Origin of the sequence: Lutibacter profundi, from assembly GCF_001543325.1 — a bacterium.
Taxonomy (GTDB): Bacteria; Bacteroidota; Bacteroidia; order Flavobacteriales; family Flavobacteriaceae; genus Lutibacter; species Lutibacter profundi.
Window position 1 is genome coordinate 1,044,571 of the sequence record NZ_CP013355.1, and the last position, 15,576, is coordinate 1,060,146.

The 15,576-nt window shown below is 30.3% G+C and carries 17 protein-coding genes; 11 read left to right on the plus strand and 6 right to left on the minus strand.

The window, feature by feature from the left end; translation table 11 throughout:
* Positions 1 to 4: 4 nt before the first annotated feature.
* From Lupro_RS04620 to lpxD, 3 genes are all read right to left on the minus strand, one after another.
* Entirely contained in the window at positions 5 to 667 is a 663-nt protein-coding gene (locus Lupro_RS04620; protein WP_068206710.1) for a metal-dependent hydrolase, read from the minus strand.
* 127 nt (positions 668 to 794) lie between these two features.
* A complete protein-coding gene (locus tag Lupro_RS04625) occupies positions 795 to 1,097 on the minus strand; it encodes a hypothetical protein (protein ID WP_068206712.1) in 303 nt (100 codons plus the stop codon).
* A gap of 39 nt (positions 1,098 to 1,136) precedes the next feature.
* Positions 1,137 to 2,129 carry a UDP-3-O-(3-hydroxymyristoyl)glucosamine N-acyltransferase gene (gene lpxD / locus Lupro_RS04630; RefSeq protein WP_068211443.1) on the minus strand — a complete coding sequence of 331 codons (993 nt, stop codon included), beginning with the start codon at positions 2,127 to 2,129 and terminating at the stop codon, positions 1,137 to 1,139.
* A 211-nt stretch (positions 2,130 to 2,340) separates the two neighbouring features.
* On the opposite strand from lpxD, the gene Lupro_RS04635 reads away from it, so the two are divergent.
* The 8 genes from Lupro_RS04635 (at position 2,341) to Lupro_RS04665 (ending at position 10,993) form a co-directional block, all read left to right on the plus strand.
* The gene (locus Lupro_RS04635; protein WP_418001097.1) at positions 2,341 to 4,038 is read left to right on the plus strand and encodes a DNA topoisomerase 3; all 1,698 of its coding nucleotides are present in this window, start codon (positions 2,341 to 2,343) and stop codon (positions 4,036 to 4,038) included.
* Positions 4,023 to 4,691 carry a hypothetical protein gene (locus Lupro_RS13930; protein ID WP_418001098.1) on the plus strand — a complete coding sequence of 223 codons (669 nt, stop codon included), beginning with the start codon at positions 4,023 to 4,025 and terminating at the stop codon, positions 4,689 to 4,691. The genes Lupro_RS04635 and Lupro_RS13930 overlap by 16 nt, the downstream gene beginning before the upstream one ends.
* On the plus strand, positions 4,672 to 5,259 hold the full coding sequence (locus Lupro_RS04640; RefSeq protein ID WP_068206714.1) for a pseudouridine synthase: 588 nt from the start codon (positions 4,672 to 4,674) through the stop codon (positions 5,257 to 5,259). The genes Lupro_RS13930 and Lupro_RS04640 overlap by 20 nt, the downstream gene beginning before the upstream one ends.
* A 129-nt stretch (positions 5,260 to 5,388) precedes the next feature.
* Positions 5,389 to 5,850, plus strand: a complete 462-nt coding sequence (locus Lupro_RS04645; protein WP_068206716.1) for a (2Fe-2S)-binding protein — start codon at positions 5,389 to 5,391, stop codon at positions 5,848 to 5,850.
* Positions 5,847 to 8,036 (plus strand): xanthine dehydrogenase family protein molybdopterin-binding subunit, encoded by a 2,190-nt coding sequence (locus tag Lupro_RS04650; RefSeq protein WP_068206719.1) that lies wholly within the window; start codon positions 5,847 to 5,849, stop codon positions 8,034 to 8,036. Before Lupro_RS04645 ends, Lupro_RS04650 begins: the two co-directional genes overlap by 4 nt.
* A gap of 6 nt (positions 8,037 to 8,042) precedes the next feature.
* On the plus strand, positions 8,043 to 8,804 hold the full coding sequence (xdhC, locus tag Lupro_RS04655) for a xanthine dehydrogenase accessory protein XdhC (protein ID WP_068206720.1): 762 nt from the start codon (positions 8,043 to 8,045) through the stop codon (positions 8,802 to 8,804).
* Entirely contained in the window at positions 8,794 to 9,423 is a 630-nt protein-coding gene (locus tag Lupro_RS04660) for an NTP transferase domain-containing protein (protein ID WP_068206722.1), read from the plus strand. Before xdhC ends, Lupro_RS04660 begins: the two co-directional genes overlap by 11 nt.
* A gap of 73 nt (positions 9,424 to 9,496) precedes the next feature.
* Entirely contained in the window at positions 9,497 to 10,993 is a 1,497-nt protein-coding gene (locus Lupro_RS04665; RefSeq protein WP_068206723.1) for a M20/M25/M40 family metallo-hydrolase, read from the plus strand.
* Here the strand turns inward: Lupro_RS04665 and Lupro_RS04670 are convergent.
* Positions 10,986 to 12,590 carry a SulP family inorganic anion transporter gene (locus Lupro_RS04670; RefSeq protein ID WP_068206725.1) on the minus strand — a complete coding sequence of 535 codons (1,605 nt, stop codon included), beginning with the start codon at positions 12,588 to 12,590 and terminating at the stop codon, positions 10,986 to 10,988. The two genes, Lupro_RS04665 and Lupro_RS04670, sit on opposite strands and share 8 nt — an antisense overlap.
* Before the next feature lie 137 nt (positions 12,591 to 12,727).
* Positions 12,728 to 13,309, minus strand: coding sequence for an NUDIX hydrolase (locus Lupro_RS04675; RefSeq protein ID WP_068211446.1), 582 nt, complete (start codon positions 13,307 to 13,309; stop codon positions 12,728 to 12,730).
* Between the two features lie 7 nt (positions 13,310 to 13,316).
* Between Lupro_RS04675 and pyrE the strand changes: the two genes are divergently transcribed.
* Positions 13,317 to 13,958 carry an orotate phosphoribosyltransferase gene (gene pyrE, locus Lupro_RS04680; RefSeq protein ID WP_068206727.1) on the plus strand — a complete coding sequence of 214 codons (642 nt, stop codon included), beginning with the start codon at positions 13,317 to 13,319 and terminating at the stop codon, positions 13,956 to 13,958.
* Between the two features lie 10 nt (positions 13,959 to 13,968).
* The gene (locus Lupro_RS04685; RefSeq protein ID WP_068206729.1) at positions 13,969 to 14,358 is read left to right on the plus strand and encodes an orotate phosphoribosyltransferase; all 390 of its coding nucleotides are present in this window, start codon (positions 13,969 to 13,971) and stop codon (positions 14,356 to 14,358) included.
* A 10-nt stretch (positions 14,359 to 14,368) separates the two neighbouring features.
* On the opposite strand, the gene Lupro_RS04690 is transcribed toward Lupro_RS04685, so the two are convergent.
* Positions 14,369 to 15,106: a biotin--[acetyl-CoA-carboxylase] ligase gene (locus Lupro_RS04690; protein WP_068206731.1), complete on the minus strand. Its 738-nt coding sequence runs from the start codon at positions 15,104 to 15,106 to the stop codon at positions 14,369 to 14,371.
* A gap of 86 nt (positions 15,107 to 15,192) precedes the next feature.
* On the opposite strand from Lupro_RS04690, the gene rsfS reads away from it, so the two are divergent.
* Entirely contained in the window at positions 15,193 to 15,564 is a 372-nt protein-coding gene (gene rsfS / locus Lupro_RS04695; protein ID WP_068206734.1) for a ribosome silencing factor, read from the plus strand.
* The last annotated feature ends 12 nt before the right edge of the window (positions 15,565 to 15,576 follow it).

Here is a 15,576-nt window from a genome sequence, read left to right on the forward strand (position 1 = left end):
CATTTTACACTCTCTTTTTATCAACAAAATAAGCTATTAATGCAAATAGGGCGTAACTAAACAACGCTGAAACAGTTAAAGATTTTAAATCTTCATTTGCAGGCAATACAAATATATTTAAGTAATTTATCAGCAGTAAAAATAATACAAAAACAATAGACACATAGCTACCTAATTTTGAAGTTGATTTTGTTTTTTTGAGGTAATAAAACAAGCCTAAAACCAATAAAAAAGCTTCAGAAAAATAGGTTAAAAATTTATTACTCCACAATCCCAAGCCAAATTTTGGTTCTCCATTTATCAATGGCAAATCAGGTGTGTGAACAATCAAATCTAAAAACCAATGGGATAGAACCGCCAATGCCATTATAAATGCAATACGCTTTTTATTCAATTTTTCCTTTGCAAAAACAAAAAAATACAACAGATAAAATACTATTGCCCATAGTAAAGAACCTAAAAGCCCATGTGTAAAAGGATAATAATCCATATAAAAACTATTAACGGCTGTAAAACCTTTTACAAACTTCAAATTTTCGATTCCCACTAAAGCAAAAGGGAAAAATAAAATATCCACAAACTGTACAGCAATAAAAAGCATTCCAAGTGAAGCATCTTTTTCTTTTCCTTTTAATGCAAACGCTGCTGCATAATGACCTACGAACATAATCTTAATTTTAAATTATACTTTTTATAGGGTTCAACGGGGTTTTATAAGATTTGTAAAATTCCATTTTTGAATAAAATATTCAGAAAATAAATTCAATTCTCATAATTGTTCAAATTTTAATTAATTAAGAATTGATTATAATAATAACTAAAATAATACTACTTAAGGTTGAAATTGAAAACCCTTTAATTAAATCATTTCTTTTTCTAATAATTGAAAGAATTAAAAGAGGTAATGGTATAATCAATAGTATTCCTAGAATGATGGAATAAATATTGTGAGTGATAAAAAAACTAAAACTGTAAATTATTTTAAATATTTCAAGCTGTCCTTGAGTTTCTTTTTCGATTATTATATTTACGATTATTATAAATACGATTATTAAAATAATGTGAATTACAGGTATTTTAATTTCTAATTTTTTCATTTCTTTTTCACATTCTATTATTTACAACTATTAGTAAAATTAACTTTTAATCATTTTTCTCAAAAGCACCCACTGTTTAAACATATCTCTAGCATCTGCTGCAGGATAACCAACAACCGTTTTACCAGCAGCAACATCATTCATAACTCCTGAACCTCCACCTACTACAGCGCCAGTATGAATAGTAACATGGTCTTTTATTGAAGAACTTCCTCCAATAATAACTCCATCACCTAAAGTAACCGAACCTGCCAAACCACTACTACCTGCCATAATACAAGAACGTCCTAATACACAATTATGTGCAATTTGCACTAGGTTATCTATCTTACAACCGTCACCTATTATTGTTGAACTAAATTTTGCCCTATCTACAGCAGAATTAGCACCAATTTCAACTTCATTTCCAATTATTACATTACCTATATGAGGTATTTTTATTAAACCTCTACCATCTTCACTTGGTCTATACCCAAATCCATCAGCTCCAATACTTACATTCGTATGAAAAATACAAAGACTTCCAATTTCACAACGTTCACGAATTACTGTGCCCGACCAAATAACAGTATTATTTCCAATCTTAGTTTCATCAAAAATGCAAACATTTGGGTATAAAACAACACCATCACCCAAAATAACATCTTTTCCCAAATAACAATTTGCGCCTATTTTACACCCACTACCTATAATGGCTGATTTATGAATAACCGCTGTTTCATGTATTTCAGTATCAAAATGTGGTGGACTAGGATTAAATAACTCTAAAATTTTTGCCATTGCTAAATCGGCATTTTTCACTTTAATCAACGCACGATTTTCTCCCGGCTCAACAACTAAATTATCATTAACAACTGCCACAGATGCATTTGATTTCTCCCATAAATGAAGATACTTTTTGCTTCCTATAAAAGTTATTTGATGTATACTTGCCTTTTGTAATTCTTCTGGCCCACTAATTTTTTGATTGGTTACTCCAATAATTTCACCTTTTAAAATTTCGTTGATTTCCTGTATTGTAAATAATTTCATTAATTTTAAATTGTTTTTTAAATCCAAAAACTGGACTTGTAAATTGCATTTGCTAAATATATTAATAATTTTATAGTGAAAAGCTATTTCTTCTTATCTAAATTATTAAGCTCTCTTAAAAAAATAAAAAATTGAACAAAAAATTCAACTATTCTAGCTACTTCATTTACGTCAAAATTCCGTATTTTGCAATTCTCAAATTAAATTTTAAATGAAGGTATGTATTGCTGAAAAGCCTAGTGTTGCTCGTGAAATTGCCACCGTATTAGGAGCTACTACTAAACGAGATGGTTATTTTGAAGGAAACGGTTATGCTGTAACCTACACCTTTGGACATTTATGTACCTTATTTGAACCTAATGATTACAAACCACATTGGAAAAGTTGGAATTTAAATAATTTACCAATGCTTCCTGAGATATTTCAAACCAAAGTTTCTGACAATCAAGGAATTCAAAAACAATTTAAGATTGTAAAAAACCTATTTGAAAAAGCCGATGTTATTATAAACTGTGGTGATGCGGGTCAGGAAGGTGAATTAATTCAACGTTGGGTTATTAATGAAGCCGGTTATAGAGGTAAAGTTGAGCGTTTATGGATTTCTTCACTTACTACAGAAGCAATTAAAGAAGGGTTTCAAAATTTAAAGCCTTCTGAAAATTATGATAATTTATACTATGCTGGATTCTCTAGAGCCATTGGAGATTGGCTTTTAGGAATAAATGCAACTAGATTATACACGCTAAAATATGGTGGTTATAAACAAGTATTATCTGTTGGAAGAGTTCAAACGCCTACGTTAGCAATGGTAGTGAACAGGTTTAAAGAAATTAATAATTTTACACCACAACATTATTGGGAATTACAAACATTGTATAGAGAGGTACTTTTTAATTATGAAGAAGGTCGTTTTTTTAAAAAAGAAGATGGTGAAATTTTAGCAAATAAAGTAAAAGAAAACAATTTTGAAATAGTCTCTATTACTAAAAAAGCAGGGAAAGAATATGCTCCTAAGTTATTTGATTTAACAGGTTTACAAGTATATTGCAATAATAAATTTGGTTTTTCAGCTGATGAAACCTTAAAAATAGTTCAGAAATTGTACGAGCAAAAAGTGGTTACATACCCAAGAGTTGACACCACTTTTTTACCAAATGACGTATATCCTAAAGTTGAAGGTATTTTAAAAAAATTAACAAATTACAGCACTTTAATTCAACCTTTATTCGGTAAAAAAATAAGGAAATCAACCAAAGTATTTAACGATAAAAAGGTGACCGATCATCACGCTATTATTCCAACAGGTGTACAAATTAATTTACAATACAATCAACAGCAAGTTTATAACATTATCACCAAACGCTTTATTGCCGTTTTTTACAATGATTGTAAGGTTTCAAATACTACCGTAATTGGTAAAGCTGCTGATATTCATTTTAAAACTACTGGAAAAGAAATTTTAGAAAAAGGGTGGCGAGTTGTATTTGATACCTCAACTTCACTTAGTACAGGTTCTTCCACTTCTAACAGCAATACAAAACTAGAAGAAAAAACAGAAAAAGGAATTTTACCAACATTCATAAAAGGTGAAAAAGGACCTCACAAACCTTCATTTTTAGAAAAACAAACAAAACCTCCAAATCAATTTTCAGAAGCAACACTTTTAAGAGCAATGGAAACTGCAGGTAAACAAGTTGATGATGAAGCTTTACGAGAATTGATGAAAGAAAACGGTATTGGGCGCCCTTCTACCCGAGCCAATATTATTGAAACACTGTTTAAACGAAATTATATTGAACGAAAAAAGAAACAATTATTGCCAACTCAAACAGGAATTCAATTGATTGAAATTATCCAAAATGAATTATTAAAATCGGCTGAATTAACTGGAAGATGGGAAAAAGATTGAAAGAAATTGAAAAAGGAACTTTTAATGCAGGAACATTTATCAAGAATATGAAAAAAATGGTAGATGATTTGGTTTATGAAGTTCGTTCAGAAACAGTAAAAATTAATATTTCTTACAACACTACCAGTAAATCCTCTTCTAAAAAAATAACTAAAAAAACTCTAGGAATTACATCTTATAAATGCCCAAAATGTAACAAAGGAAATATTTTAAAAGGCAATACCGCTTATGGTTGTAGCAACTTTAAAAACGGCTGTACTTTTAGGCTTCCTTATCGTTATTTAGATAAAAAAATATCTGAAAATCAATATGTACGGTTGCTAAATAAAGGATGCACTGTAAATTTAAAAGGCTTTAAAAAAGAAACTTATAAAGTTGAAGGATTGCTTAGATTTGATGAGAACTTCCAATTAAAATTAGAAGAAAAGAACACCTCAACTTCGCTCAGTAACCATAACGTTCCTGAAAAAATTAGCTGTCCTAAATGTAAAAAAGGAACAATATTGAAAGGTAAAACCGCCTATGGTTGCAGCAATTATAAAAATGGATGTGAATTTATTTTTCCTTTTGATAAAATTAGAGAAAAAGCAGGTGAAAAATCTCTTACTAAAGAATTGGTTTATAAAATTTTAAATGGAGAATACAAACAATAAACATCAACATTTTATTATCTTCAAACCGTATGGCTATTTAAGTCAGTTTACAAATAACCAAACCAAACGGACAAATAAAAAATTATTGGGTGAATTATATAATTTTCCTAAAAACACAATGGCAATTGGGCGTTTAGATGAACATTCAGAAGGATTATTACTACTTACTACTGATGGAAAAACAAGTGAATTTATTAGAAGTTCAAAAGTTGAAAAAGAATACTTTGCGCAAGTAGACGGAAATATTACCCAAGAAGCCATTCAAAAACTAAAAAATGGTGTAGAAATTAGTACTGAAACTGGTAAATACACAACAAAACCATGTTTAGTTTTTAAACTTGCACAATTACCACAACTTCCAAAAAGAGCAAAAAAGATTAGAGATGAGCGACACGGACCTACAAGTTGGATTTCTATTACACTTAAAGAAGGTAAATTTAGACAAGTACGCAAAATGACTGCTATTGTTGGTTTTCCAACCCTTCGTTTAGTTAGAATTAGAATTGGAACAATTCACATCAATAATATGATTGCAGGTAAAGTAATAGAAGTAAACTCTTTTAAATAACAACAAAAAACAATACTTTCCTTTTACAACTCATTATTAGTTAAATTTCTGTTAAACAAAAATTCAAAAAACACATTTGTAAAATAATTCTTAAATTGTTAAACTATTTAACAACTAATCAATTTTAACATGGTTACACTTCAAATTAATGGAGAAAAGTACACTATTGATGTAGCTCCAGATATGCCTTTACTTTGGGCAATTAGAGACGTTATTGGGCTTACAGGCACAAAATATGGCTGTGGAAAAGGTTTGTGTGGCTCTTGTAAAGTTTTATTAGACAATTCTCCTGTACAATCTTGTGTAATACCTGTTTCAGCTGCTGTTGGGAAAAACATTTTAACCATTGAGGGGACTTCTAAAAATTTACAATTATTACAAGAATCTTGGGTGGAATTAAACGTGCCTCAATGTGGATTTTGCCAACCCGGACAATTAATTGCTGCAACCGCTTTATTAGATAAAAATAAAAATCCTACCGATACAGATATTGAAGATGCTATGATTGGCAATATTTGCCGATGCGGCACCTACCAACGCATTAAAAAAGCGATTCACAAAACTGTTGAACTTAAAAACCAACACTCATGAATACTATAAAAAATATAAGTCGTAGAGCTTTTGTAAAAAGTATTGGTTTGGCTTCAAGTGGATTAATTTTAGCTTGCAATACTTCTGTTTTTTCTAATAAAGATGCTACTCAAAATAAAAATTTAACAGACTTTAATCCAAATTTATTTGTACAACTTAATTCTGACGGAAGTTTAATTTTAATTGCTTCACGATCTGAAATGGGAAATGGAGTTAGAACTTCATTAACATCAGTTATTGCCGATGAAATGGAGGCAGATTGGAGCAAAGTAACTGTAAAACAAGCAACTGGAAATGCTAAATATGGCGATCAAAATACCGATGGCTCTCGCAGTATTCGTTATTTATACGAAACTATGCGAAAAATGGGTGCTACAGCTAAAGCCATGTTAATTTCTGCGGCAGCAAAAAAATGGCAAGTTCCAGAAAGTGAATGCATCGCTGAAAATCATTTTATTATCCATACAAGTGGTAAAAAAATTGGTTACGGAGATTTGGTTGAAATTGCAAAAACTTTAGAAACCCCAACCAATTTAACACTTAAATCTTCTAAAGATTTTAAATACATTGGTAAAAACTTAAGAAGTATTGATGCCGAAGATTACGTACAAGGGAAAGCTATTTTTGGATTAGATAAACGATTGCCAAATATGAAATTTGCAGCAATAGCTCGTTGTCCAGTTACTTTTGGCACGGTAAAATCTTTCGATAAATCAGAAGCTTTAAAAATAGCTGGTGTTGAAGCTGTAATTGAAATTCCTAGAATTGAAAAAGCATTTGGTGCTCTTGGAGGTGTTGCAGTAATTGCTTCTAACACTTGGGCTGCATTTAAAGGGAAAGAAGCTTTAAAAATTGAATGGGATTTTGGCAATAACAAAAGTTATGATTCTAAAAAATATATGGCTAAAATTACTGCCAATGTTCACAAACAAGGCAAAGTAGCTAAAGATGTTGGTGCTATTAATAGTGCATTTAAAAATGCTGATAAAATTGTTGAAAGCACTTACCAATTACCTCATTTATCTCATGCTCCAATGGAAGTGCCAAATGCTGTAGCTTGGGTTCAAGGTGATAGTTGTGAGGTTTGGGCACCAACCCAAGCTCCACAAACAACCAGAAAAGAAGTGATTGACTATCTACAAACTTCTGAAGAAAAAGTAACCATTAATGTAACTTTATTAGGTGGTGGTTTTGGCAGGAAATCTAAACCCGATTATGTTGTAGAGGCTGTAATGCTCTCTAAGAAATTAAATACTCCAATTCAAGTAGTTTGGACACGTGAAGATGATATTAAACACGATTATTACCATACAGTAAGTGCACAATACTTAAAAGCTTCATTAGATAAAAATGGAAATGTAACAGGTTGGTTACACAGGTTTGCATTGCCTTCAATTGTATCAACATTTTCACCTAGAGTAGATTATGCTGCTGGATTTGAAATTGCAAGCGCTTCCAATGTCCCGTTTGATATTAAAAACATGAAAATTGAAGTGGGCAAAGCTCCTGCTATGGTTAGAATTGGATGGTTGCGTTCAGTTATTAATATCCCTCACGGATTTTCAGAAAATGTTTTTGCCGATGAATTAGCTATCGCCGCCAACAAAGACCCGCTTGAATTTAGATTAAATTTAATTGGAAAAGACAGGATTGAAGATACTCCAAACGAAATAAAATACAATACAGCACGACTTAAGAATGTGTTAAAAATTGCAGCTAAAAATGCTGAATGGGGTAAACCACTTCCTGAAAATCATGCATATGGCTTAGCAGTACATTACAGTTTTTATAGCTATGTAGCTTCTATAGTTGAAGTATCCGTAATTCATAAAAAAGTAAAAGTACACAATGTTTTTACTGCTATTGACTGTGGTACCGTGGTTAATAAAGATACTGTAAAAGCACAAATGGAAGGGTCAGCAATTTTTGGCATGTCATTAGCTTTTTACGGTAAAATTACAGCTAAAGATGGTGCTATTGAACAAAGTAATTACAACGATTATAAAATGATTAGAATGCATGAGATTCCGAAAGTTCATGTTGAAATTATTGAAAGCTCAGAAAAACCAACCGGTGTTGGAGAACCTGGCGTACCCGTAATTGCACCCGCAATAGTTAATGCCATTTTCAAGGCAACAGGAAAAAGATACCACAATTTACCGTTATCTGATTACGGATTAGTTTAGTATTTTATGAATAATTGGATAGAATTACTTTACAAATTTAAACAGAAAAAGCAACCCGTTGCATTGGTAACTATTACCAAAGTTCTTGGCTCTGCCCCTTGCAAAATATCATCAAAAATGATTGTTACCAAACAAAAGGAAATTTTTGGAACCATTGGTGGTGGTAAATTAGAGTTTCAAGTTATTGATGAGGCTGTAGTTGCAATTAACGAAAATAAAATAAAAGAATTTTCATATACTTTAGGCCCTGAGTTTGAACAATGTTGCGGTGGTAAAGTTGAATTAATTATTGAACCTATGAACCAAACTCCTGAATTATTTTTATTTGGTGCCGGGCATATTGGCATTGAATTATGTACTATTTTAAAAGATACTCCATTTAATATCACCTTATTAGATACTCGTAAAAACTGGAGAAATAATATTCAAATTGATAACAACATCACATTTTCTGATATTCCTTTTGATTTGTACAAACATAAAGTAAATTGGGGAGAAAACTGTTATGTTGTTATTATGACTCACGATCATAAACTAGATTTTGAAATAACAGCTTTAGCCTTACATTCTAAAACCAATTATATTGGCTTAATTGGGAGTAAAACCAAGAAGAACAAGTTCAATAATTTATTAAAAAAAGAGTTGAATTTTGAAGCTGGAATTTCACCTGTTCACTGTCCTGTTGGGTTAGATATTGGTGGTCATACTCCCAAAGAAATTGCCATAAGTATTGCAGCTGAATTATTGAAAGAGTACTATGAAAAATAAGACCACTTTTGTATTATTAGCTGGGGGGAAATCAGAAAGAATGGGCGTTGATAAAGGTTTACTAAAATACCAACAAACGTTTTGGATTTTAGAACAACTGTATAGAGTTTCAAAAACATCAATTTCTGAAGTTTATATTGGTTTAGGCTTTAATTATCAACATTATTTTGAAGCAATTCCTTGGTTAGAAAATGCGTTATTGAACCCTGTTAGTTTTAATAGTATAAACATAAGAGTTGTAATAAATAAACATCCTGAGTTAGGTTCATTTTCTACATTACAGACTATTTTAAAAATTTTGAATTCAACATCTAGCATTCTTTTAAATCATATTGATATTCCTATACTAAATACTCGTGAACTTGAACAAATTATTGACACTCAAAATTTAGTGGTAATTCCAACCTATAACACGGAAAGAGGTCATCCTGTTAAACTTCATCCTTCATTTTGGAGGACTTTAATTCCTATAAATTTAAAAAGTAAAAATGCCAGATTAGATTATCAACTTAAAAACCTTCCTGCTAAAGACATTTCATTTATAAAAGTTAATGATTGCTCTATAATTCAAAATTTAAACACCAAGAAAGAATGGATTTCATTTTTAAATAAAAAATAAAAACACAATTAAACAATGCTCACAATTTAAAATTATGTTGTAGTTTTAAATTCTAATTTTCAACCTTCACTCAATGAAAAAACTTGTTATTGCTTATTTTATATTAAGTGTCTTTTCTGGTTTTGCACAAGAAAGTACCCAGTTAAATACCCAACTAAAAAAATCTATTGAAGAACTTAAAGATTTTGTATCAATTCCAAATGATGCTTTAAATGAAAATGACATTCAACAAAATATAACATGGCTTACTACTAAATTTAAAGCGAGAGGTTTTAACACAAAAGTATTATCTACTGAAGGGTTACCTTTGTTTTTTGCTTCGTTGCCAATACAAGAAAATAAGCCAACCGTATTGTTTTATATGCATTTTGATGGGCAATCAGTAGATACATCTAAATGGGAACAAGATAATCCTTATGAAATAGTTTTAAAAAAACAAAGTAAAAATGGATGGGAGAAGCTGGATTGGAGTGAGTTAAACAAAACTGTTAATTATGATTGGAGGCTTTTTGGAAGATCTACTTCAGATGACAAAGGCCCTATTGTTATGTTACTTAATGCCATTGATTTACTCAAAAAAAATAACAAGAAAATTCCTTTTAACGTAAAAGTTATTTTAGATAGTGAAGAAGAAAAAAGTAGCAAACCTCTACCCAAAGCAGTAGCTGAAAATCGTGCTCTTTTAAATGCTGATTTTTTAATTATAAACGATGGTCCAGTACACCCTTCAAAAAAACCTACATTAGTATTTGGATGTAGAGGAATAACAACATTAACACTTACCACTTATGGGCCAATTACGCCACAGCATAGTGGGCATTACGGTAATTACGCTCCAAACCCTGTTTTTAAAATGGCGCACCTTTTAAGCAGTATGAAAGATACAAATGGAAAAGTTATTATCAATGGTTATTATGACGGTATTGCAATAGATAAAGCTACAGAGAGAATACTCAAAAGTGTACCTGATGATATTGTAACTCTACATAATACACTCGCCATAAAATCTCCTGAAACTGTTGGCCATTTTTACCAAGAATCTTTACAATACCCATCTTTAAATGTTCGAGGAATTTCATCAGGTTGGGTAGGAAAAAAATCAAGGACTATTGTACCCAATAAAGCAACTGCAGAAATTGATATACGGCTAGTTCCTGAAACAGATGGAAATAACTTAAAAAACTTAATAAAAAAACATATTAAAAATAAGGGCTATTATATTACTTCCAATGAACCTACACTAGATGAACGGAAAAAATATGCAAACATTATAACTATTAAAGAAGGCTCCGTTACCAAACCTTTTAGAACAGATTTAAATAACCCTTATGGTGTTTGGATTGATAACATTTTAAAATCAACTTTTAAAAAAGACGTTGTTAAAATTCGTATTATGGGAGGAACTGTACCTATTTCTCCGTTTATAAATGAATTAAAAATTCCTGCTTTTATTGTTCCTTTAGTAAATCCAGATAACAACCAACATAGCCCAAATGAAAATCTTGAAATTGGACAAATTGCTTATGGAATACAAACATTTTACGCTATTTTAAGCTCACCCATTAATTAAATGCTTCAGGGTTTTCTACAACGTGATATCTTGGGTCGTCAATATCATTTATAATAACCTCTTTAAATTTGGGATTGCTTTTATACAACAACTGTTTACTCTCTTCACTTAAATGTTTTAAATGAATTGTTTTCCCTGCTGATTGGTATTTTTTAACAATATTAGAAACAGCTTCTAATGCAGAATGATCACTAATTCGTGATTCAATAAAATCTATTTCAACATGCTTAGGATCATTTTTAATATCAAATTTTTCATTAAAGGCAGCTATTGAGCCAAAAAATAACGGCCCCCAAATTTCATACACTTTTGTACCATCATCTTTTATAGTTTTACGGGCTCTAATTCGTTTTGCATTTTCCCAAGAAAAAACCAATGCACTTACAATAACCCCAGCAATTACAGCAATTGCTAAATCAAAAATAACTGTTAATGCTGAAACCAATATCAACACAAATAAATCTGTTTTAGGGATTTTATTTATAATTCTAAAACTACTCCAAGCAAAAGTTCCAATTACAACCATAAACATAACTCCTACTAACGCAGAGATAGGTACTTGTTCAATATATGATGAACCAAATACTACAAAAAACAATAGCATTAAAGCAGCTACAATACCCGACAATCTTCCTCTACCTCCACCTTTAATATTTATAATAGACTGTCCAATCATAGCACAACCTCCCATTCCTCCAAATAAACCTGTAATAATATTTGCGCTACCTTGTGCAACACATTCCTTATTTCCATTACCACGAGTTTCAGTTAAATCATCAATTAAATTTAATGTCATTAATGATTCTATCAAACCTATTGCAGCTAAAATTAAAGCGTAAGGAAAAATAAATGTGATAGATTCCCAAGTAAATGGAATTTTTGAAAATGTCTCTAAATGTGGTGTTGGTAAGCCTCCTTTCAAGCCTTCTCCCCCACCATCTTTTATAAATGAACCAACAGTTGCAACATCTAAATTGGCTAAAATTGCAATAGTACTTACTACAATTATTGCTATTAACGCTTCTGGTAATTTTTGAGCTTTCTTAATTTTTGGTAATCCCCACATAATAATCATGGTTAAAGCAACCAATCCAATCATAATAAATAATTGATTTCCTTGTAGCCAAGTTTTATTTCCATTTACTGTTTTTTTAAACATTCCTAACTGGGAAACAAAAATAACAATAGCCAAGCCATTAACAAACCCCATCATAACAGGATGCGGTATTAAACGAACAAATTTACCTAATTTCAAAAGCCCGGCTAAAACCTGTATAATTCCCATTAAAATTACAGTTGCAAATAAATAATATAGCCCTAAATTCTCATTTGGATTTCCCATAGCATTTCCTTCTGCTACTAAACTAACCATTACAACAGCCAAGGCACCTGTAGCACCAGAAATCATTCCAGGTCTACCGCCAAAAATAGCCGTAATTAAACCAACCATAAATGCGGCATACAAACCCACTAAAGGGTCTACACCTGCCACAAAGGCAAAAGCAACCGCCTCAGGAACCAGTGCTAATGCTACTGTTACTCCTGAAAAAATATCATTTCTAACATTGGAAACTCGCTTTCTAATAAATTTAGCCATAGGTGTTTATTTACAAAAAGCGGCAAATATAGGCTAATTATATGAATTGATATAAAATAATTATGATTGATAACTATTTCATTTATTTCCGCTTAATTATCTGTAAATCTATTACATATAAACAATTAATATTTGTTTTAAAACAACTGTTTTATATTCTCGTATGTATTAAGAAGTGCTTTTTCTGTAGCAATTTCATCTTTAAAAACAACTTTTGTTATACCTTCCTCTGTTTGAGGAGTTAATTTACCCGTATAATTTGAATGCATTAAAAACCAATAGGTAATTTTTAAAATAAATTTTTCTTCTCTAACAAAAATATGATACGTAGTTTGTAATTGTTTTTCAATTTTTAAATCTGTAATTCCACATTCTTCTTCAACTTCTCTAACAGCGCATTGCTCAATAGATTCACCTTTTTCTAATTTTCCTTTTGGTAAATCCCATTTATTAAACCTGTAAATAAAGAGCACATCTTTAGTTGTATTTAAAACTTTACCTCCTGCAGCTTCCTGAATTGTAAAATTTAATTTAAATTGTTCCCAACATTTTTCAACATTATCACATAACAAGTAAATTTCTTTACAATTATCTTGAAAAAAATCTTCTACAATTTTTAAAACAGTAATACTTTTGAACTCTATTTTTTGAAAACCTGTTGAAATCTTCTTATTATCTGTCAAAATAATTGGACAGTCATTCACAAAAACTTTATACATTTGCATTATGGTTATGAACAAAGATACTGCAAAAAAAACTGCTGAAATTTTATTGCAAATAAAAGCTATTAAGTTGCAGCCAGAAGATCCATTTACTTGGGCATCAGGATGGAAATCGCCTATTTATTGTGATAATAGAACAACGTTATCTTATCCTAAAATAAGAACTTATTTAAGAGAAAATTTAGCTAAAATTATTGAAGATCAATACGGAAGACCTGATGTAATTGCTGGAGTAGCTACAGGTGCAATAGCTATTGGGGCTTTGATTGCCCAACAATTAAATATCCCTTTTATTTATGTAAGACCCGAACCCAAAAAACACGGTAGAAAAAATCAAATTGAAGGTTTTTTAGAAAAAAATAAAAATGTTGTTGTAGTTGAAGATTTAATCAGTACCGGAAAAAGCAGCCTAAATGCTGTTGCTGCTTTAAAAGAAGAGGGTGCTAATGTTAAAGGAATGGTTGCTATTTTTTCATACGGATTTGATTTTGCCGTAAATAACTTTAAAGCAGCTAATGTAAAATTAAATACTTTAAGTGATTTTAATCATTTATTGGAACAATCAATTGATAGTAACTATATTTCAAAAAATGAGTTAGAAACTCTTCAGCAGTGGAGAGAAAACCCGAGTAAATGGAAACAATAAACAGTTAAACATGAATTTAGAGAGCAAAAAATCAACTATTAACAAATCTCAAAAAGAATTCTTTGAATTTTTAAGCAATTTGGAAAATTTCAGACAACTAATGCCCGAGAATATCGAAAAATTTGAGGTAGATGGCGAATCATTTATTTTTAGTTTAAAAGGTATGCCAGAGATACGACTAGTTGTTAAAGAAAAACAAGAATTTGACAAAATTATTTTAGGAGCTGCAAGCAGTAAGTTAAATTTTACGTTAACAGCATTAATAAACAAAATTTCAGATAGTAGTTGTGAAAGTCAATTATTATTTGAAGGAGATTTTAACCCTATGATGGCTATGATGGTTAAAAAACCGCTTCAAAAATTTATAGACACTTTATCTGAAAAAGCTACAAATTTATAACAATGGTTTTTTAACGACTTGCAAATTTAATTTCTTTTAAGTCAAATTTGCAAGTTTTTTTGTTTGCTAACTCAACTAAAATTCTACCACTTTTACAAATATCAACTATTTTCCCAATAAATAATTCTCTTTTATTATTTTCAAATGTTGTAGGTTTTTGGTAATTAAAAAGTGATTGTAAATATATTTTTTTTAACTTTTTAAATTCTTTTTTTTCGACATAGTTAACATAAAACTTAATAGTTTGGACTAAGTTTTCTAATAAATCATCCATATTATAATCATTTCCTGATATATTTTTTAAAGAAGTAACATTCCCTATACTTTTAGAAAATACTTGTTGATGAACATTTAAACCAATACCAATAACTGATTGTTTAATAAAATTACCACTTAGTACGTTCTCAATTAAAATCCCAGCAACTTTATGATTTCCTGACAAAATGTCGTTAGGCCATTTAATTTTTAGAGGTGAACTAATACCCTTGTTTATAGATGCTAAAACACCCAAAGATACAGCCATACTTAAATAAAATTGATTTTCGACTTTAAAATCATTAAATTTAATTAAAATACTGAATGTTAGGTTTTTACCATTTTCAGACAACCAACTTGTACCCAATTGGCCTCTCCCTTTAGTTTGGTGTTTAGCTACTACAACAGTATAACTATCAAGAGCTATTTCATTTGCCAGCTTCTTAATGTAAGAATTTGTTGAATCAATGGCATTAAGTTTGATTATATTCATATAGAAATTAAAAATTTAACAAAGTTACTTAAATCTAAATTTATCATAAAAAAGTAATAACTTTGCAGCAATCTAAATAAAAATTAATGACAAAAAAAAATGTAAGTGCAGACGGCTTAATTGCAGTAATATTAAAGGCTATAGATGAAGTAAAAGGATTAGATATCCAACTATTAGATTTGAGAGAAATAGAGAACACTGTTTGTGATTATTTTATTATAAGTACAGGAACATCCAACACACATGTTAACGCCATTTCTAGTGCTATTCAAAAACAGGTTGGTAAAATAAGTAAAGAAAAACCTTGGCATGTTGAAGGGGAAGGAAATGCAGAATGGATTTTAATAGATTATGTTAACGTTGTGGTACACGTTTTTCAAAAACAAATACGTGACTATTATGATATTGAAAGTCTTTGGGGTGATGCCAAAATAACTGAAATAGCTTCAGCTAATTAAAAAGTTTTAAAA

Coding starts and splice junctions, on each gene's coding strand:
- Lupro_RS04670 (WP_068206725.1), bottom strand. CDS start 12,590: ATGGCTAAATTTATTAGAAAGCGAGTTTCCAATGTTAGAAATGATATT.
- Lupro_RS04625 (WP_068206712.1), bottom strand. CDS start 1,097: ATGAAAAAATTAGAAATTAAAATACCTGTAATTCACATTATTTTAATA.
- Lupro_RS04685 (WP_068206729.1), top strand. CDS start 13,969: ATGAATTTAGAGAGCAAAAAATCAACTATTAACAAATCTCAAAAAGAA.
- Lupro_RS04665 (WP_068206723.1), top strand. CDS start 9,497: ATGAAAAAACTTGTTATTGCTTATTTTATATTAAGTGTCTTTTCTGGT.
- Lupro_RS04675 (WP_068211446.1), bottom strand. CDS start 13,309: ATGTATAAAGTTTTTGTGAATGACTGTCCAATTATTTTGACAGATAAT.
- Lupro_RS04660 (WP_068206722.1), top strand. CDS start 8,794: ATGAAAAATAAGACCACTTTTGTATTATTAGCTGGGGGGAAATCAGAA.
- Lupro_RS04650 (WP_068206719.1), top strand. CDS start 5,847: ATGAATACTATAAAAAATATAAGTCGTAGAGCTTTTGTAAAAAGTATT.
- Lupro_RS04640 (WP_068206714.1), top strand. CDS start 4,672: ATGGAGAATACAAACAATAAACATCAACATTTTATTATCTTCAAACCG.
- Lupro_RS04635 (WP_418001097.1), top strand. CDS start 2,341: ATGAAGGTATGTATTGCTGAAAAGCCTAGTGTTGCTCGTGAAATTGCC.
- pyrE (WP_068206727.1), top strand. CDS start 13,317: ATGGTTATGAACAAAGATACTGCAAAAAAAACTGCTGAAATTTTATTG.
- lpxD (WP_068211443.1), bottom strand. CDS start 2,129: ATGAAATTATTTACAATACAGGAAATCAACGAAATTTTAAAAGGTGAA.
- rsfS (WP_068206734.1), top strand. CDS start 15,193: ATGACAAAAAAAAATGTAAGTGCAGACGGCTTAATTGCAGTAATATTA.
- Lupro_RS04645 (WP_068206716.1), top strand. CDS start 5,389: ATGGTTACACTTCAAATTAATGGAGAAAAGTACACTATTGATGTAGCT.
- Lupro_RS13930 (WP_418001098.1), top strand. CDS start 4,023: ATGGGAAAAAGATTGAAAGAAATTGAAAAAGGAACTTTTAATGCAGGA.
- Lupro_RS04690 (WP_068206731.1), bottom strand. CDS start 15,106: ATGAATATAATCAAACTTAATGCCATTGATTCAACAAATTCTTACATT.
- Lupro_RS04620 (WP_068206710.1), bottom strand. CDS start 667: ATGTTCGTAGGTCATTATGCAGCAGCGTTTGCATTAAAAGGAAAAGAA.
- xdhC (WP_068206720.1), top strand. CDS start 8,043: ATGAATAATTGGATAGAATTACTTTACAAATTTAAACAGAAAAAGCAA.